Genomic DNA, 18,396 nt, shown 5'->3' with positions numbered 1-18,396 from the left:
CATCAAACTTGAACCAGCGTCACTGGCCTGCCGGGATACCGAACTGTCCGCTTAAAAGATCTTCGATGGTGATCGGGCCATCAAGAGGCGGGAGGTCGGAGGCGGGTTTGGTTTCAGGCGCCGCGGATGCGCCGGTGAGATCCAGATTGTCGTTCGACGCATCAAGCACCGCCCGGATCCGGTCGGTCAGCGGGATCGGGTCATCCACTGGAGCATCGGCAGGGCTGGCGGCGGTTTCAACGGCTTGCGTGTCGGGCACAACCGGGGTCTGCTCGCTGTTCTGCGTTTGCTCCTGCTCCTGGCTCTCCCGCTCAAGCTGTTCCTGCTCCAAACGGAGACGTTCTTCTTCTGCCGCTTGCGCCGCTGCTTCTGCGGCAGCGGCAGCCTCGATCGCTTCCCGCTCGCGCCGCACTTTTGCTTCGGACTGGCGCTTGAGTTCGCGCGTCAAGCGGTCCCGCTCCAAGATTTCTGCCTGGAGGCGTTCCACCCGCTCTACTTCCTGCTCAAACGCGCGGAGCGTCAGATAAGCTGTGAAGGGCGTGATGTCGACACTGCGCGCAGGCGCTTCGACGGGCCCTTCGAACAGCAAACCAATCTGCGGCTCTGCTCCGGTCACCGCATTTTCGCCCGGATCGACCTTGAGCGAGAAATCCGCATCGAGGTCATAGGTGTTGAGATCCAGCTGAGCCGACCCGAAGACTTCGGCCTTTTCCGCATCAACCACCACGTTGCGGGCAGAAAGACGGCCGCCAACCAGTGTCAGCGTTCCTTCCACCTTTTCAAACGGAAGGCTGCCGGCAGACATGTGGCTGAGGAAAACCTCTTCGATCTTGTCGTCCTGCAAGTCGAGACCGGCATCGACCGCCCGGGTCACCTGAAGAAAGGCCTGCGGGTTCAGCCGCTGAACCGTGCCGTTTTGAAGCGCAAAGGAGCCGCCACCATTCAACCCTGCAACGATTGCCGCGATCGACCTGCCAATGCCCTCAAAGTCGAGGTAAAGATCGCCTGTCCCCGAAACAACCGCCCGGCCATCCGGGCGCCAAGACAGCTGGCGGAGGTCCGCGCCAGTCAGCTTGACCCGGCCAGACGCGGCCCCTTCCGCCTCGGAACGGCGGAGCGACAGATTACCGTCAAACTTGCCGCCCGCATAAGTGCCATTCAGACCATCAAGACGAAGAAGCAGCGGCGTTAAGCGGAACTCGGCGCGCGCAGATTGAAGGGCCATATCTTCGTCGAGGTAGAGATCATCTGCCCGCAGATCCAGCGTCAGGTCCAGATCATCGAGAAGCGGCGCGCCAAAGAAGGCCGTTGGCCAAACGCTGGATCCATCACCGAGCGCGTACCATTGGTCCGGACCGAGCACCAATTCGCTCAAGGCACGCAATTCCATCTGGCTGACGTTGAGCTCTCCATTGAAACGGCGGTTCCGCTCGCCCGGGACCGGTGTCAGATCGCCTTCCAGCCGGCCGTCGAACCGGGTATCCCGGAACGTGCCGCTAAAGGACGGCAGTGCCAGACTGGTGCCGACCCCTTCAACAGCCGCTGTGAGCGTTGCAGGCAAGTCACCAGCCATGACCGGCAGAATACGGCCGGAAAGCAACGCGAGCGGTGTCAGATCAGGAGTTTCCAGCGTCCCGTTCAAGGCATAGGCAGCTTCCTCATCTGCCTTGAGGGTCAGCGTTCCAGTCGTCTCTATCTTGGTCTCGCCCAGCGCAAAAGTGCTGCGGACGTCAAGGCCGTTGGCGGGCACGCCCGAGACCTCTGCCAAAATCCGCGCTTCGCCGATCGCCTCAACCGGGAGAACATCAAGGCCGAGCTGTTGTAAAACCGCACTGCCATCCGCCCCTGTCATGGACAGCGAAACGCCGATATCAGCTTCATGCCAAGCGTCTATGCGGCCCTCCAGATTGGACCGGACCGCAACTTCCGTCCCTCCGGCGGTGCCGGTCAATTCAACGGAAAGATCAGTGCCGTTGGCGCGTTCTGCAGCTTTCAGGGACGCATCGAACTGGGCCGGCACAAGGCTATCTGCGGCTTTTTCCAGCCGGTCAATGAGCGCCGAATCGGGCAGCACTCCCTTGACCAGAGCCATCAGACCAGACAGATCCCTGGCATCGAGCGTTCCGGAAACGGCCCCGTTTGGAGCGGTCAGAAGATTGCGGACATCGCCTGTTACATCAATCCGGGCACCGGCGAGATCTGCTGCAAACAAACGATCAATGCGCATGTTGCCATCGGCGTACTCGGCCTCAAACGCCAGCCCTTCCCCGGCAACGCCCCGGCCCCGCACCTCACGTGCCTGCAGGCGCAGCGACACATTGGTAGACCTGGTCCCACCGGATGTCGATTGCCCTGTCGCCCCGCGGAACGGCCGCATTAAGGCCGTCAGCGTTTCCATCTGATCGAGATCCAGAGTGTCGGCATCAAGAGACAGGGAAAACTCGGCATTGCCACCGCCGCGCGGCTGGCGATACGCAAGCCCGCCACGGGCTTCCGAGCCGGCAACGGTGAGACGCAAGTTATCAAGGGCGGCGCCTGCCGGCATCAGGTTCAAACGTCCCTCAACGGCAACAGGCTCTAGAACCGCAGCTCCACTTTCCTGGCTCTGCCACCAGCTGAAAAATGTCGCGGGCTGATCGGACCGAACGGAGACGGCACCTCGGTATGTCAACGCCGGTTCAAGGCCAAGGTCCCCTTGCGTCGCGACCATGGTGCGGCCTGGCAAGCGGCCGGCAAGGCGGGCAATCCGCCAGCCTCCCAGCATGGTTTCAAGATCAAGACGCACATTTTGGATGATGCCACCCCCAGCGACAACAGCCGGGACATCCAGCGACAAGGCACCATCGATCGTCGGCAGCGGAACAGCCCCTAACGCACTGACAAGCTGCTGCCCGGCAGTGTTGATTTCTACCGGCGCTTGTGGACCGCCGCCCAGAAGACGATCCAAATCCACCTGTTTCGACTGCGCACGAACTTCAAAACGCCGATCACCGGAATAAACCAGATCCGCCTCACCCGTCATGCTGAGCCGTTTGTCATCCGGTCCAAACCGGAATTCGAATTCCGGAACAGCCACTTCCGCGATATCCGCGGAGAACTGGCCGTCAACCGACCAAGTGTTCGTATCGCTTTCGTCCAGCGCCACGGAGGTTATGTCGAACGCTCCGTCAAAACGGGGTGCTGCATCCGTCTCGCTCAAGGCTCCGTCAAAACTGAAGGTGACGGGCAGATCCGTGGGAGTCACATCCCCTTTGAGGCGCAGACTTTCATTGTCGCGGATGCGGCCAGAGGCAAGACTGACCGAATAGGCACTCCCGTTCAACGTCAGACTTCCATCGGCGCGGAAGGGACCGGCCAAAGTGCGCGCGCTGACGGAGAGGTTGCCGTTATCAAGGCTGTGCGTCTCACCCGTACGGGCATCGATCACAGAAATCGCCCCGTCGCGGATCGTGACCTTCTCCAGCGCCACATCTTCGGGAGGCAGATCGGCAAGGGCGCCATCGGCCGTCACCGCGGTCAGCCAATCCAACCGGCCAGCCTCGTCCAGAGAAAGGGTAAGGTGTGGCCGCTCCAGAGCCATGTCAACGACCCGGAACTCGCCTTTCAAGAGCGGCGGCAATTCAACACGCATGTCGAAGCGGGAGACGACCAACAAAGGATCTTCTGCTTCACCGACACGGACATCGGAAAACCGGATATAGGGTGCAGGCAACAGGCGGAGGTCCGCCTCCCCGAGGACGGTCACGCGGTGTCCAAGCACCCGGCTTGCATAGGTTTCAAAGGTTGACCGGTAAATGGTCCAATCGACGAAAAAAGGCCCTACGAGCGCCGTTACCAGCACCAGAACCACTGCAATCCCGAATGTAATGTAAACCGAGTTCAGGCTGCATCTCCTTTGGGTTCAGCCAATCACACCAACTGCTATCTTGGGGCAACGTATGTCATTTCATCCAAAAACCGGAACAGGAAACAGCGAGGCTTTACCCCTGTTATTTATCCGATTCCCTACACTATCATGACTGCCGTAAAACGTTATCTGCCCGAATTGCGCAAATTGCCGATTCACCTTTATTCAGCAAACGGCAAGAGGGCCTTCCTAAAGGAATTGCAAAGCGTCTTTGAGACATCCATCAGAGCTTTATGGCAAGATCTTGCCCGGGTTCATGATGTTGTCCGGGTCCAGCGCCAGCTTGATGGCCTTCATAAGACCCAGCGCGTTGCCGTGCTCCCGCTCCATGTATTTGCGCTTGCCCTGCCCCACGCCATGCTCACCGGAACAGGTGCCGCCCATATCAATGGCGCGCAAGGACAGGCGCTCAACAAAATCCTTGCCGCGGCGCACGGCATCAGCGTCATCCATATCAACGAGAACCTGAACGTGGAAGTTGCCGTCACCGACATGGCCCACGATCGGGGCGAGCAAACCCTCTGCCTGAATATCATCCGCTGTCGCTTGAACGCAGTCGGCAAGCCGCGAGATCGGCACACACACGTCCGTGACCATGATGTCCGCATCCGGCTTGAGGGATTTTCCGGCCCAATAGGCATCGTGTCGCGCCGTCCAAAGGCGTGTGCGTTCTTCCGCCGCTGTTGCCCATTTGAAAGGCCCGCCGCCAAGCTCTTCTGCAATGGCGGAGAACATTTCAGACTGTTCTTTCACGCCCGCTTCGGAGCCATGGAACTCCAGGAAAAGCGTTGGCGTTTCGGCCAGGTCCAGCTTTGAATAATTGTTGCAAGCCCGCACCTGCAAGCTGTCCAGTAACTCGATCCGGGCGACCGGCAAGCCCATCTGAATGGTGCTGATGACAGCGTTACAAGCGGTCTGAACATCCGGGAACGGACAAACACCGCCGGAAATAGCTTCCGGTTGGCCATGAAGGCGCAAGGTGATTTCCGTGATGATGCCGAGCGTGCCTTCCGAGCCGACCATCAACCGGGTCAGGTCGTATCCCGCCGAGGACTTTTTCGCCCGGCCGCCGGTGTGGACAATCGAGCCGTCCGGCATAACGATGGTCAGGGCGACCACGGCGTCCTTCATCGTGCCATAGCGCACGGCATTGGTGCCGGACGCCCGCGTCGCCACCATGCCTCCAATACTGGCATCTGCGCCTGGGTCAATTGGGAAAAACAGACCTGTGTCCCGAAGATAGCTGTTGAGCTGCTTGCGGGTCACACCGGCTTCAACGACGCAATCCAGATCTTCAGGATGCACGTCCAGAATGCGGTTCATTTGGCTGACATCGATGGAGATCCCCCCGTGCGGGGCATTCACGTGCCCCTCCAGCGAAGTTCCCGTCCCAAAGGGAATAACCGGCACTTTGGCCGCGGCGCAAAGTTTGACGATGTCTGAGACCTCCTGCGTTGTCTGCGCAAAAACAACGGCATCCGGCGGCTGGGTCTCGATCCAGGTGGTTGTGTGCCCATGTTGCTCGCGCAGCGCTGCGGAAGTTCCACATCGCTCACCAAAGCTGTCCTTCAACGTCGACACGAGTCCCTCGACCCCGGCGCTCCCGGTTGAATTTTCAAGTGTTTGGGCCGCTCCCGCCAATTCCGGCATTGTCATTTTCTCCGTAGACACGTCTTTTCTTCGTGCTTTTTCATCGCCTATGTTAGCCGCACCTTACAGCAAAAAACCATTGGTCAACGGTCTGAAAATGCCGCAGACCGATCATATTTGGAGGAGTTTTTCATGCCTATTGCCTGGAAGCCGGAGCCGGTGCGGTGCGATGTCATGACCGTCAAGGACGAATGGATCGACTATAACGGTCATCTGAACATGGCCTACTACAACGTCCTCCTTGATAAGGCGTGCGATCAGGTGTTTGAACAGCTCGGCCTCGGCCCGGATTATGTGAAGGAACGCAATGCCTCGTTCTTCACCGCAGAAGCTCATGTTTGCTACGTTCGGGAACTTAGTGCCGGAATGCCCGTGATCGTCTCCCTGCAGCTGATCGATTTCGATGAAAAGCGGGCTCACTTTTACGAAGAAATGCATCACGCAGAGGAAGACTGGCTCTCTGCAACGTCCGAACAGCTATGCCTGCATGTAGATATGGGAGCCCGAAAGGTCGCGCCATGGCCGGAAGACATCACGGCAAACCTGCAAGCGCTTGCAGACGCGCACAGCTCTTTGCCCCGTCCGGAGCGTGTCGGACGGCATATCGAGATCAAAAAGAAGAGCTAGACCTTAAATTTCAGCACAAATTGCAGTGATTTAGGACGTTTATCGGTCAACTTGATCTGTATTTTGCGCACGACTCGAGCGACACTGGCAGACGTAAATAGTAATGTGCCGTTTCGCCAGCGGACCGACAGAATGCGCAAGATACTAGACGCCGCGAGCCACCTGCCCGACATCCTGATCAGCTGGATCACGCCCAACGTGCGCCAGTACCGATCCAGCCGTCTGCATGTCGTCTGGTTGCTCGCGCTTATCGTCGGCGTCCTGGTTGCGATTGCCGCCATCATCTTCCGGACCCTGATCGGGCTGTTCCAATTGCCCTGGTTGGGAACGGCAACCGAACTCACAATGGAAGCTGCTGCCGCTCAGCCGTGGTGGGTGATTTTGGCGGCCCCGACCATTGGCGGCCTTATCGTCGGTTGGATGCTGCAGAAATATCACCCGTATCAGCGGGCTGGCGGTGTGGCCGACGTTATTGAAGCGCGTGCCTATGGCGGCCGTGGGTTGCCGCTGAAAGCAGGGCTATGGTCCGGTCTGGTCACAACGATTTCTCTCGGTGCAGGCGCGAGTGCCGGACGTGAAGGCCCCGTTGTCCACCTCGGCGCCACGATCGGCGCTGCCATCTGTTCGAAATTTTCGCTGCCGGATTCAGCGCGCCGGGTCCTCTTGGGCTGTGCTGTCGCCAGTGCGGTCTCTGCCTCGTTCAACGCGCCGATTGCAGGCGTCCTCTTTGCCCACGAAGTGATCCTCGGCCACTACGCCGTTTCGGCCTTCGTGCCGATTGTTCTGGCATCTGTCATGGGCACGTTGATCGTCCGCTGGTGGTTTGGCGATGTCGCCGCCTTCGTGATCCCGCAATATGAGATCACGTCTTACCTTGAGATCCCGGCCTTCGCGCTTTTAGGTCTGACATGTGCGGCTGTGGCCATCATTTTCCAGTTCGCGCTGATTGGGACGGACTGGACTGCCCGCAACATCACCATGCCGCTCTGGCTTCGCCCGGTTCTGGGCGGTCTTGCCGTCGGCACGATGGGGATCTTCGTTCCCGGCATCCTAGGTGTTGGTTATGAAGCCACCGACCTTGCGCTGAAACACGAATTGCCGCTTCAGACCATGCTGATCCTGCTGGTAGCAAAGACCGCGGCAACGGCCATTACCCTCGCCTCACGGTTTGGCGGGGGGATTTTCTCGCCGGCCCTTTATCTCGGTGCCATGACCGGCGGTGCCTTCGGCTTGATTGCGGCGTCCGTGTTCCCGGAAATGGCCTCAAGCCACGGGCTTTATGCGATCCTTGGCATGGGCGCGGTGGCCGCGGCTGTTCTCGGCGCACCTGTCTCCACGACGATGATCGTCTTCGAGCTGACCGGCGGCTATGCCCTTTCAATCGCACTGCTTCTGTCTGTCTCCATCGCAACCGGGCTGACGCAGGCCGTGCATGGCAAGTCCTATTTCCATTGGCAGCTGGGCATGCGCGGGTGTTTCGTCAATGAGGGCGCGCACCGTCTCCTCAGCGAGACTGTGAAGGTGCGCGATTTCATGGATCTGCCCCCGGAAAACGAAGACTCGGACGCCCTTAAATTCGATCCCGGCTCCGATGGACCTTATCTGCATGACACAGACAGTCTTGAAAGCGCGCTGAAGAGTTTTGATGCCTGCGGAAAGTCATCGCTGCCCGTGGTGCGCAAGGGCAACGCCACGCGGATCATCGGCACAGCCCGCCATGTTCGCGGTTTGCGCTACTTCAACGCCGCCTTGATCAAGGCGACGAAGGAAGAACATGTTTAACCGGGGATCAGCATCGGAAACTACCGTATCCGTCCGCTACTACCGGTATACAATTAACCGCTACGCATCATAGCGAAGCTGATAAACAGTCAGAACTTGCGCGCCAACGTCACATTGTATACATATGCACACAATAATTGATATGTGTTAGAGAGCCGTGAAAAGGCTGTTTCGGACCGCCCCCTTCCTCACCAGACAAGAGGCCGACATTCCATGACCAAGATCAAAGTCGAAAATCCGGTTGTTGAACTTGATGGCGATGAGATGACCCGGATCATCTGGGCTTTCATCAAGGACAAGCTGATCCATCCCTATCTGGATGTTGATCTGCACTACTATGATTTGTCGATTCAAAAGCGCGACGAAACCGACGACCAAATCACCATCGATGCGGCCAATGCCATCAAGGAACACGGGGTCGGCATCAAATGCGCGACCATCACCCCCGATGAAGCCCGCGTTGAGGAGTTCGGCCTGAAGCGCATGTACCGGTCTCCAAACGGCACGATCCGGAACATTCTGGGCGGCGTGATCTTCCGCGAGCCGATCATCATGCAAAACGTACCGCGCCTCGTGCCGGGCTGGACCCAGCCGATCATCGTCGGCCGACACGCGTTTGGCGATCAATACCGCGCTACAGACTTCACATTCCCCGGCAAGGGCAAGCTGACCATCAAGTTTGTTGGCGAGGATGGTACGGAGATCGAACGCGAAGTCTTTGACGCGCCCTCCTCCGGTGTCGCGATGGCCATGTACAATCTTGATGATTCCATCCGCGACTTTGCCCGCGCTTCGCTGAACTATGCGCTGGGCCGGAAGGTGCCGTGTTACCTCTCCACCAAGAACACTATCCTGAAAGCCTACGACGGCCGCTTCAAGGATCTGTTCCAGGAAATCTACGAGGCGGAGTTCAAGGACAAGTATGCCGAAGCCGGGATCTGGTACGAGCATCGCCTGATCGACGACATGGTCGCCAGTGCCCTGAAATGGTCTGGCGGTTATGTCTGGGCCTGCAAGAACTATGACGGGGATGTGCAGTCCGACACGGTTGCCCAAGGCTTCGGCTCTCTTGGCCTTATGACCTCGGTCCTGATGAGCCCGGACGGCAAGACGGTGGAAGCGGAAGCGGCCCACGGCACGGTTACCCGTCATTATCGCCAGCACGAAAAGGGCGAGAGCACATCGACCAACTCGATTGCCTCGATCTTTGCCTGGACCCGCGGGCTAGCGCATCGGGCAAAGCTGGACGGCAACGACAAGCTCGCCCGCTTTGCCAAGACGCTGGAGACCGTCTGCATCAAGACCGTTGAAAGCGGCTACATGACCAAGGATCTGGCGTTGCTGGTCGGCCCGGATCAAGGCTGGCTGACAACAACCGGCTTCCTCGACAAGATCGACGAGAACCTGCAAAAGGCCATGGCTGATCTTTAAAAAACAGCGGCACCCGGCGCAGGTCTACCTCCGCCTGCCGGGTGCATTGACCGCTGGACTGACAGTTTCGCGCGGCTACTTCGCCTGCATCTTGGAAACCATTTTCAGGACGGCTCGGCGCGGCAACAGCGGAATCACCCAATTGAGCGAGAAGTCGAGTGCCTTCTCGTTAATCGAAACCAGCTTGCCCTCCATCATCGCGTCATAGCCGATCTTTGCCACGCTTTCCGGCGTTGCGCCGGAGCGCGTCAGCTGCGTTCCTTCAAGATCTGCAATTTTGGCAAACTCAGTCTCGACATATCCAGGTGCCAGAACTGTCACTTTCACGCCCTTAGGCTTCAACTCTTCATTGAGCGCCTGCGAATAGGAGTTCACGAAGGCTTTGGTTGCGAAATAGACGGCCTGTGATGGCCCGGGCATAAAACCGGCCGTTGACCCGACATTCAGGATGTAGCCCTTCCCGCGCTGGGCCATTTCGTGTCCGAACAGCCGGGTCAGCGTCATCAAGGACATGACATTCAGATCGACCATCGCCTGCTCGCTGGCAAGCTCCCGCTCGATGTGATTGCCCCGGCCGCCAAATCCGGCATTGTTGATCAGAATTCCAACCTCAATCCCCGCCTTGGTGATCTCGTCGTACAGCGCTTGCGCGGCTTCGCCAGACCCCACATCCCGCGCAAAGACATGCACATTAATGCCATGCTTTGCCTCCAGCTCTGTTTTCAACTGCTCGAGCGCGTCTTCACGCCGTGCGACGAGAACAAGATCTCCGCCTTTTGCGGCATGGTAGCGGGCAAATGCGGCACCGATACCTGAAGAGGCTCCGGTGATCAGAGCGGTGGCGGTCATGGTCTTTCCTTTCAAGCTTTGCGAAAAAAGTATACTGATGAGTTTACTTTTGCGCAAATGCCCATTGCCGGCCGCAGTTTCAAGTGTCTCTGATCAGATTTTCGTATTCAGCCGAGTGCAAAACTGACGGCGGCCTCGGCATGCAGCGTTGTTGTATTGAAGGCTGGAACGCGAAAGTCTACTTCTGAAACCAATAGTCCGATTTCCGTGCATCCGAATATAACGCCATCGGCACCTGCAGCGACGGCGCGGTCAACAACGTCGAGATAGCGCGTCTTGGAGCGGTCCAACACTTCTCCCTGACAAAGTTCTTCATAGATGATCCGGTGCACCGCCGCCCGGTCATCAGCCTCCGGGATCCGCACCTCAATCCCGTGCTGATCACGCAGATGACCTTTGTAAAAGTCCTGCTCCATCGTATAGGCGGTTGCGAGCAGCAAGGGCGCTGTGCTGCCTGCTGACTTGATTGCCGGTGCCGTCGCATCGGCAATGTGAATGAGTGGGATATCGACCGCGGCCTGAACCTCTCCGGCCATTTTATGCATGGTGTTGGTACATATCACCAAGCACTCCGCACCGCCGCGTTCCAGGTTCTGCGCTGCGTCAATCATGAGGCGCGTTGCCCGTGCCCAGTCGCCATCGGATTGCGCCTTGGCAACATCGGCAAAATCGAAAGACCAAAGCAGACATTTCGCCGAATGCAGGCCGCCCAGCCGATCCCGTGTCATTCGGTTCAAAAGCTGGTAATAAGTGACTGTGCTTTCCCAGCTCATACCGCCGAGCAGACCAATGGTTTTCATGACTGACTTTCATCTTAAGATTTCCGCGCCAGGCGGACAGATACTTCCCAAACGGAAGCTGGTTGAATCAAATTCAGAACAAGGCCGGTTTTTATATGTATTCCAGAGGTTTGTCAGCGCACTCTTATGCGCCGCTTGCCTCTTGATCCTCACCCCGGCCGCACATGCCCAACCGGTCCAGGAGCCAGCAAGAGGCACTGCCGAGCGCTCAGCAATCCTTAACGCGGTCCGCCCGCTGGCCGAAGCCCATTTTGGAGCGCCGGTCGAATTCGTTGTGAGCTGGCTTCGGGCTGGCGGTGGTTGGGCCTTTGCAGGCGTTGCGCCACAACGGCCCGGAGGCGCTCCGATCGACCTGCGCAACACCGTTTACGCCAGCGAGGCGGACTATATGGACGGTCTTCAAACCTATGTTCTGCTTCGCTATCAATATGACCGCTGGAACGTGGTTGATTTTGCAGTCGGACCAACGGATGTCTTCTGGCATGGCCATCCGCTCTACCGGCAGGTCCCGCCCGGCTTGACGCCCTGATTTTCATTTGCCGCAGACAATAGGCAGCGCCTTTTAAGCGGAGTGCTGCTCTAGTCAGCCTTCACGGGCCGGCCATCTTCGAACAACTCCGGCTGCAGATTGTTATCTTCATCGGAAGGCACGATGCCCGCCTGCTCCAGTTCTTCTTCAGCGATTTCACCGAGCACCTTCTTGCCGGCCTCGACCCGCTCCCGGGCCTCATCCATGATTTTCTTCGCCAGAGCCGCATCCTGATCCATCAGCTGTTGCAGAGCGCCAGCCTCAAGCACGAGTAACTGGCAATCCCGGTAGGCGACCACCGTTGTTCTGCGAACTGCCTGATTGAGGAGCGCCAGTTCGCCGAAGAAATTTCCTTCGCCAAGGAACACCGTCCCGTGTTCCGTGCGGATTTCGACTTCACCGCTGGTGATGAAAAACATCCGGTCAGCGATGTCTCCAGCTTCGGCGATGGTGGCCCCCTTGCGCACGTTGAAGGCTTGAAGAAGTTTTGAAACCGACGCCACTTCCGTCGCGCTCAGATCTTCAAACAGCGGCACACGGGCAACCATGGACCAAGTGACGACAAAATCACGGCTGTGGATCTCGCGCGCAAAAGCTGAGGCAATGATGCCAACCGGCAATGCAATCAACCCATAACCCATGAGCATGACAACCGCCCCGACCATCTTGCCGAGGTTGCTGATTGGCACGACATCTCCGTAGCCAACCGTGGTCACCGTGGTGATGGCCCAGTAGATACCGTGCAGGATGCTGCGGAATTTCTCCGGCTGATGATTGTGTTCAATCAGATACATCAGCGTGGCGGCCATCAGGATCACGCCAAAGATGATCATGCTGGATCCTATGAGCGCCTTGCGCTCTGCGGCAACCGCGGAAATCAGCGATCGGAGCGCCGGGGAATAGCGGGCGAGCTTCAGGAACCGCAACAAACGAAAGATGACGACCATCGTCACGGCCTGGTTTGGCAAAACCAGAACGAGAACCAACGGCAATGCGCCTATGAGATCGACAATCGCGTCCGGATGAAGCGCATAGCGCAACCGGGCCCCGACCGGTCCGTAGCGGCGCATCGGCGGGTGAAGGTCCGCCACGTAGAGCCGCAATAGGTATTCGATCAGAAAAATGACGCCGGAGCCAAGCTGTAAAAACCTCAAATGCGGGCCGAACGTGTCCCGGATTTCCGGCACGGTCTCCAAGACGGCAAACACGACATTTGCCACAATCAGGAAGATCAGAAAATTGCGCAGGCTTTGCGCCGCAAGACGGCGTTTACCGGTATCTTCAAGCACTTCGTAGAGTGCGCGTTTAAAATCATGGCCGGGCACAGGTTGTCCTGCTTGCAGTGGACTCACTTTTTAAAAGACATAGCCGAAGTTTCGAGTTGCGCAAAATTATCCTGCGGAAGCGCAAGTGCATGTCTGCAGATAGGCAAGCTGCACAAGGAGCAATAACAAAAAGGGCGGAAGACTGTGTGCTCCCGCTCCTTTTACTGTTCCGTGTGCTGTCAGGTCAGTTTCAAAGACCAGCCAAATGCGCCTCAATCGCAGAAACGGCACTCTCGGCCTTTGATCCATCCGGGCCACCGGCCTGCGCCATGTCCGGGCGGCCGCCGCCGCCACGACCGCCGAGCGCTTCAGACCCGATCCGCACCAGATCCACGGCACTCACCTTTTCGGTCAAATCCCTCGTCACCGCAGTGACGATGGCTGCTTTCCCATCTTCCGCGACGTTGATGAGCACAACAACGCCGGACCCAAGCTGGGTCTTGGCTTCGTCGGCCATGCCTTTCAGGTCCTTCGGGTTGATGCCTTCGACGGTGCGGGCCATCAGTTTGAAACTGCCGGCATCCTTGACCGGAGTTCCGCCGTCCGCGCCGCCGCCCATTGCAAGCTTCTTGCGTGCGTCCGCCAGTTCCTTTTCCAGCTTACGCCGTTCCTCGACAAGCTGAGCAACACGGGATGGAACATCCCCAGTGCCCACCTTCAGGATCCCGGCGACTTCGCGAAGCCGCTTGTCTTGCGTATCGAGGTAAGTCCGCGCTTCAGCCCCGGTCAGGGCCTCGATCCGGCGCACGCCAGCGGCCACCGCGCCTTCGGAAACAAGTGTTACAAGGCCAATGTCGCCCGTCCGTTTGACATGCGTTCCGCCGCAAAGCTCAAGTGAATAAGGCTTGCCGGTCTTGTCGCCATGAAGCGCTGTACCCATGGAGACGACGCGGACTTCTTCGCCGTATTTCTCACCGAACAGCGCCATGGCGCCAGCCTCGATCGCGTCATCAACAGCCATCAAACGGGTTTCAACAGACGCATTCTGCAGAATGATTTCATTGGCGAAGGTCTCGACAATCGCCAGCTCGTCGTCACTCATCGGCTTGGGATGAGAGAAATCGAAGCGCAAACGGTCCGGCGAGACCAGCGAGCCTTTCTGGGCGACGTGCGTTCCAAGGACTTCACGCAAAGCTTCATGCACAAGGTGGGTTGCCGTGTGGTTCGACCGGACAGCCGAACGCCGGTCGTGATCCACCTTCAACTCCAGTGCGAGCTCAGGCGTTACGGTACCTTCGTCAACAGTCACGACATGCACAAAAAGACCGTCAGCCTTCTTTTGTGTATCGGTGACCGTGATCTTCACACCAGGTGCCGTCATCACGCCGGTGTCGCCGACCTGACCGCCGCTCTCTCCATAGAACGGCGTCTGATTTAAAACGACAAAACCGGTCTCACCAGCTTTCAGTTCATTGGTCTCCGCGTCATCTGCCGCTAAGCCCGCAACGATACCTTCGGCGACTTCCGTCTCATACCCGAGGAAATCGGTGGCACCGTATTTTTCCTTCATGGCAAACCAGACGGCTTCGGTAGCCGCACCGCCGGATCCAGACCAGGCTGCACGCGCTTCCGCTTTCTGGCGCTCCATAGCAGCATCAAAACCGTCGGTATCGACGGTGATATCCCGGACACGCAAGGCATCCTGCGTCAGATCCAGCGGGAAACCGTATGTGTCATAGAGCTTGAAGGCCGTTTCGCCGTCGAGTTGTCCACCCGCGGTCAGATCTTCGGTTGCTGTGTCCAGCAATCCAAGCCCCCGCTCCAGTGTTTTGCGGAACCGGGTTTCTTCCAGCTTCAAGGTTTCGGTGATCAACGCCTCGGCACGCGTTAGCTCGGGATAAGCACGGCCCATTTCACGGATCAGCGACGGGACCAGCTTGTGCATCAGCGGATCGCGCGCGCCCAACAAATGGGCGTGACGCATACCGCGGCGCATGATCCGGCGCAGAACGTAGCCGCGGCCCTCGTTCGACGGCAACACGCCGTCGGCGATCAAAAAGCTGGTGGAGCGCAGGTGATCCGAGATCACCCGGTGGCTCGACAGCGCATCGCCGGACGCCTCAACACCTGTTTCGTGCTCGGAAGCGGAGATCAACGCCCGAAACAGATCGATGTCATAGTTGTTGTGGACGCCTTGGAGAACGGTCGCAAGACGCTCAATGCCCATGCCTGTGTCGATGGACGGGCGCGGCAAATCGAGACGCGAATCCGGTGTCTGCTCGTACTGCATGAAGACGAGGTTCCAGATCTCGACAAACCGGTCGCCATCTTCTTCCGGCGTTCCTGGAGGGCCGCCCCAGATATGATCGCCGTGATCGTAGAAAATTTCCGAACACGGGCCACACGGACCGGTGTCCCCCATTGTCCAGAAATTGTCGGACGTCGGGATGCGGATAATCTTGTCGTCAGAAAGACCGGCGATCTTTTTCCAGAACACTGCCGCGTCATCATCTTCTGCATACACCGTCACCAGCAGGCGGTCCTTCGGAAGACCGTACTCCTTGGTTATCAGGTTCCAGGCGAGCTCAATCGCGCGTTCCTTGAAATAGTCGCCGAAGGAGAAATTGCCGAGCATTTCGAAGAATGTGTGGTGGCGCGCGGTATAACCAACATTGTCGAGATCGTTGTGCTTGCCGCCCGCACGCACGACCTTTTGGGCAGTAACGGCCCGGCTGTAATCCCGCGTCTCCAGCCCGGTAAAGACGTTCTTGAACTGGTTCATGCCCGCATTTGCGAACATCAAGGTCGGATCGTTGCGAGGCACTAGCGGACCGGAGTCGACCACCTCGTGATCGTTGGCCTTGAAGTAGTCCAGAAAGGCGGAGCGGATTTCGTTTACGCCGGTCATTCACGTCTCGCTTAGATCCGGGCCCGCGTCCGGGCCCTAAAGAAACATCGACAAAGGTGCGTGTCAGGGACAATCCCTGCGCACCGGAACAGCCTTTTAACTTTCGGCACTCGGTGTGTCCAGCGGTCTGCCCCCGAGATTCTGCGGTTCGGATCGAAGTTTCATACGGGGTTCGCGACAGCAATCGACGGAGAGTGCCCGGACCACAAAAAGCCCTCCCGGATCAGCTCCGGAAGGGCTCTTGAATTCTGAAAACCGCCAATTCCGACTAGAACAGCTAATGTTTTCGATCTAAATGCGGGTCGAACTTAATCGTCGTCCTCTTCACCGCCAGCCGGGTCAATGATCGCCTCGGCGATGAGCCCGGCGTTCTGGCGGATAGACAATTCAATCTCGTCTGCAATTTCTTTGTTTTCGCGCAGGAACTGCTTCGAATTCTCACGACCCTGGCCGAGCCGCTGGCTGTTGTAGGAGAACCATGCGCCCGACTTCTCGACAATGCCGCCCTTGACGCCTAGATCGATCAACTCGCCCATCTTTGACACGCCCTCACCGTAAATGATGTCGAACTCAACCTGACGGAATGGCGGCGCAAGCTTGTTCTTGACCACTTTGACACGGGTCTGGTTGCCGACGACTTCATCCTTGTCCTTGATCGCACCGATCCGGCGGATGTCCAGACGGACGGAGGCGTAAAATTTCAAGGCGTTGCCGCCGGTAGTGGTTTCCGGTGAGCCAAACATCACACCAATCTTCATCCGGATCTGATTGATAAAGATCACCATGCATTTTGACTTGGAAATCGACGCCGTCAGCTTCCGCAGGGCCTGGCTCATCAAACGCGCCTGCATACCGGGCAGGCTGTCGCCCATTTCGCCTTCGAGCTCGGCCTTCGGCGTCAATGCAGCAACCGAATCGATCACCAACACATCGATCGCGCCGGAGCGGACAAGCGTATCGGCAATTTCCAGAGCCTGTTCCCCGGCATCCGGCTGGGAAATGAGCAGGTTGTCGATATCAACACCCAGCTTGCGGGCGTAAATCGGGTCAAGCGCGTGCTCGGCATCGATGAAGGCACAAATGCCGCCGGTCTTTTGCGCTTCGGCCACCGTGTGCAGAGCCAGTGTCGTCTTACCGGACGATTCCGGCCCGTAGATCTCGACGATCCGGCCTTTCGGCAGACCGCCAATGCCAAGGGCGATGTCAAGACCAAGCGACCCGGTGGAGACTGATTGAACCTCCACGACCTGCCCCTGGCCCATTCGCATGATGGAGCCTTTACCAAAGGCCCGTTCAATCTGGCTGAGCGCTGCATCAAGCGCTTTTGTCTTGTCCATCTGGCTGCTTTCTACGAGACGAAGTGTACTTTGCGACATGGCTGAACGCTCCTTATTCCATGATGGACGCTCTGTTTCAATCCGCTCCTTTGTACTTATTTTGTTCTCATTTTTCAAGCCCCCAAAACCGTTTGGTATTTAAATGGAATTTGCCTTTTGTTTCCAATATGTTCTCATATGAATGTATAAAGAATAACGCAAGGTAAGTTAAATTTGGAACATTCGGAGACCGGGCAGCGTGAGAGAATCACAGAGTGACCGGCTGGTTGCGGACAAAGGCGCAATCTGTTAGCCCGCCGGTCTTCAAGTTTTCTGCAGGGATGTCAAAGCGGAAATGGCACTCCCTCGCCTATTGATGTGATGATGACAAACGTGTTTCCTTTTTCTCCCCTACCGGTCTTGTGTACCGGCGCAATCCACTATGATACGCTTGCCCATGCCAGCGAGGCCTATCGCCCGGAAACGTCAACACCGGCGAAGCTGACTGCAAAGCCCGGCGGAGTTGCGACCAACATTGCAAGGACACTTGTTCGGCTGGACATTCCAACCGGGCTTGCCGGTGCAATTGGAGCCGATGGCGCTGGGGCGAGCTTATCGGAGCAACTGACCGCCGATGGGATCGAGCTTTACACCCTGGAACGCACCGGATTTTCGACGGGTCAATACATTGCCTTTCACAATCCGGACGGGTCGCTCGCTGCTGCAAGCGTGGATGACCGGGTGCTGAGCGAAGCTCCGCCAGATCTCTTTGATCCGGTCTTCGATGCGCTCCCAGCGTCCTTGAAAACCGGGCTGTGGTTCATCGATGCAAACCTGCCGGATCAGCTCTTGAAGTCCGTTTCTGATCGCGCGCCTAAAGGCAGATTGGTCGCAAACGCTGTTTCCAATTCCAAAGCCACCCGGCTGCTGCCGCTGCTTCCCAAACTCCATTGCCTGATGCTCAATCGCGGCGAAGCGCTCGCCATGACGGGCAAGAGCACAGAGACATCGAGCGAAGACCTGCTCCGCGACCTTCAATACCTCGGCGCTAAGCGGGTGGTCCTGACCAATGGCAAATCCGATGTGCTTGTCCTCAACGTAGAGGCAATCACCGCTCATAAGACCCTTGCAACCCAAATCGTTGACGTGACCGGTGCCGGAGATGCTTTGACCGCCGGAACGATTGCCGGCCTCTGCCGCGGGTATCATCTGAACGATGCCGTGCCGTTAGGGCTTCGGGCCGCCGCCATCACACTGAAAAGCACCGGAGCCCTGGCAGAAGGATTATCATGGGACGCCCTTGCAACCCTCAATGAAATTTGACCAAATGGA

Annotated in this window: 12 protein-coding genes; 5 read left to right on the top strand and 7 right to left on the bottom strand. The window is 57.9% G+C overall.

Features of this window, described 5'->3' with window-relative positions:
- Positions 1 to 19 precede the first annotated feature (19 nt).
- On the bottom strand, positions 20 to 3,850 hold the full coding sequence (locus tag SADFL11_RS01130; protein WP_008197139.1) for an AsmA family protein: 3,831 nt from the start codon (positions 3,848 to 3,850) through the stop codon (positions 20 to 22).
- 288 nt (positions 3,851 to 4,138) lie between these two features.
- Entirely contained in the window at positions 4,139 to 5,563 is a 1,425-nt protein-coding gene (locus SADFL11_RS01125) for an FAD-binding oxidoreductase (RefSeq protein WP_008197299.1), read from the bottom strand.
- A gap of 126 nt (positions 5,564 to 5,689) precedes the next feature.
- On the opposite strand from SADFL11_RS01125, the gene SADFL11_RS01120 reads away from it, so the two are divergent.
- The 3 genes from SADFL11_RS01120 to SADFL11_RS01110 all read left to right on the top strand — a co-directional run bounded on the left by SADFL11_RS01120 (position 5,690) and on the right by SADFL11_RS01110 (position 9,397).
- Positions 5,690 to 6,184: a thioesterase family protein gene (locus tag SADFL11_RS01120; protein WP_008196724.1), complete on the top strand. Its 495-nt coding sequence runs from the start codon at positions 5,690 to 5,692 to the stop codon at positions 6,182 to 6,184.
- 132 nt (positions 6,185 to 6,316) lie between these two features.
- Positions 6,317 to 7,966 carry a chloride channel protein gene (locus SADFL11_RS01115; RefSeq protein ID WP_008197097.1) on the top strand — a complete coding sequence of 550 codons (1,650 nt, stop codon included), beginning with the start codon at positions 6,317 to 6,319 and terminating at the stop codon, positions 7,964 to 7,966.
- Positions 7,967 to 8,179: 213 nt separating this feature from the next.
- Positions 8,180 to 9,397 carry an NADP-dependent isocitrate dehydrogenase gene (locus tag SADFL11_RS01110; RefSeq protein WP_008196764.1) on the top strand — a complete coding sequence of 406 codons (1,218 nt, stop codon included), beginning with the start codon at positions 8,180 to 8,182 and terminating at the stop codon, positions 9,395 to 9,397.
- A gap of 75 nt (positions 9,398 to 9,472) precedes the next feature.
- Here the strand turns inward: SADFL11_RS01110 and SADFL11_RS01105 are convergent, their stop codons facing one another.
- Positions 9,473 to 10,246 carry an SDR family NAD(P)-dependent oxidoreductase gene (locus SADFL11_RS01105; protein WP_040450809.1) on the bottom strand — a complete coding sequence of 258 codons (774 nt, stop codon included), beginning with the start codon at positions 10,244 to 10,246 and terminating at the stop codon, positions 9,473 to 9,475.
- Positions 10,247 to 10,353: 107 nt separating this feature from the next.
- Complete coding sequence (locus SADFL11_RS01100) at positions 10,354 to 11,046, bottom strand: aspartate/glutamate racemase family protein (RefSeq protein ID WP_008192113.1); 693 nt, start codon at positions 11,044 to 11,046, stop codon at positions 10,354 to 10,356.
- Here SADFL11_RS01100 and SADFL11_RS01095 point away from each other — a divergent pair.
- Positions 11,045 to 11,575 carry a hypothetical protein gene (locus SADFL11_RS01095; RefSeq protein ID WP_008192235.1) on the top strand — a complete coding sequence of 177 codons (531 nt, stop codon included), beginning with the start codon at positions 11,045 to 11,047 and terminating at the stop codon, positions 11,573 to 11,575. The two genes, SADFL11_RS01100 and SADFL11_RS01095, sit on opposite strands and share 2 nt — an antisense overlap.
- Before the next feature lie 50 nt (positions 11,576 to 11,625).
- On the opposite strand, the gene SADFL11_RS01090 is transcribed toward SADFL11_RS01095, so the two are convergent.
- The 3 genes from SADFL11_RS01090 to recA form a co-directional block, all read right to left on the bottom strand.
- Complete coding sequence (locus SADFL11_RS01090; protein ID WP_040450810.1) at positions 11,626 to 12,900, bottom strand: cyclic nucleotide-gated ion channel; 1,275 nt, start codon at positions 12,898 to 12,900, stop codon at positions 11,626 to 11,628.
- Between the two features lie 190 nt (positions 12,901 to 13,090).
- On the bottom strand, positions 13,091 to 15,748 hold the full coding sequence (alaS, locus tag SADFL11_RS01085) for an alanine--tRNA ligase (RefSeq protein WP_008197114.1): 2,658 nt from the start codon (positions 15,746 to 15,748) through the stop codon (positions 13,091 to 13,093).
- Positions 15,749 to 16,056: 308 nt separating this feature from the next.
- A complete protein-coding gene (gene recA / locus SADFL11_RS01080; protein WP_008193049.1) occupies positions 16,057 to 17,124 on the bottom strand; it encodes a recombinase RecA in 1,068 nt (355 codons plus the stop codon).
- Positions 17,125 to 17,448: 324 nt separating this feature from the next.
- Here recA and SADFL11_RS01075 point away from each other — a divergent pair, with 324 nt between their 5' ends.
- Positions 17,449 to 18,387 carry a PfkB family carbohydrate kinase gene (locus SADFL11_RS01075; RefSeq protein WP_209002705.1) on the top strand — a complete coding sequence of 313 codons (939 nt, stop codon included), beginning with the start codon at positions 17,449 to 17,451 and terminating at the stop codon, positions 18,385 to 18,387.
- Positions 18,388 to 18,396 lie beyond the last annotated feature (9 nt).

This window comes from Roseibium alexandrii DFL-11, assembly GCF_000158095.2.
In the GTDB taxonomy this organism is placed as follows: Bacteria; Pseudomonadota; Alphaproteobacteria; order Rhizobiales; family Stappiaceae; genus Roseibium; species Roseibium alexandrii.
This window is presented reverse-complemented; position numbering and strand designations above follow the sequence as displayed.

Bases quoted from the DNA above. Each gene is read 5' to 3' on its own strand.
- SADFL11_RS01075 (WP_209002705.1), top strand. From the start codon at position 17,449: ATGACAAACGTGTTTCCTTTTTCTCCCCTACCGGTCTTGTGTACCGGC.
- SADFL11_RS01120 (WP_008196724.1), top strand. From the start codon at position 5,690: ATGCCTATTGCCTGGAAGCCGGAGCCGGTGCGGTGCGATGTCATGACC.
- alaS (WP_008197114.1), bottom strand. From the start codon at position 15,748: ATGACCGGCGTAAACGAAATCCGCTCCGCCTTTCTGGACTACTTCAAG.
- SADFL11_RS01105 (WP_040450809.1), bottom strand. From the start codon at position 10,246: ATGACCGCCACCGCTCTGATCACCGGAGCCTCTTCAGGTATCGGTGCC.
- SADFL11_RS01115 (WP_008197097.1), top strand. From the start codon at position 6,317: ATGCGCAAGATACTAGACGCCGCGAGCCACCTGCCCGACATCCTGATC.
- SADFL11_RS01125 (WP_008197299.1), bottom strand. From the start codon at position 5,563: ATGACAATGCCGGAATTGGCGGGAGCGGCCCAAACACTTGAAAATTCA.
- SADFL11_RS01110 (WP_008196764.1), top strand. From the start codon at position 8,180: ATGACCAAGATCAAAGTCGAAAATCCGGTTGTTGAACTTGATGGCGAT.
- SADFL11_RS01100 (WP_008192113.1), bottom strand. From the start codon at position 11,046: ATGAAAACCATTGGTCTGCTCGGCGGTATGAGCTGGGAAAGCACAGTC.
- SADFL11_RS01095 (WP_008192235.1), top strand. From the start codon at position 11,045: ATGACTGACTTTCATCTTAAGATTTCCGCGCCAGGCGGACAGATACTT.
- recA (WP_008193049.1), bottom strand. From the start codon at position 17,124: ATGTCGCAAAGTACACTTCGTCTCGTAGAAAGCAGCCAGATGGACAAG.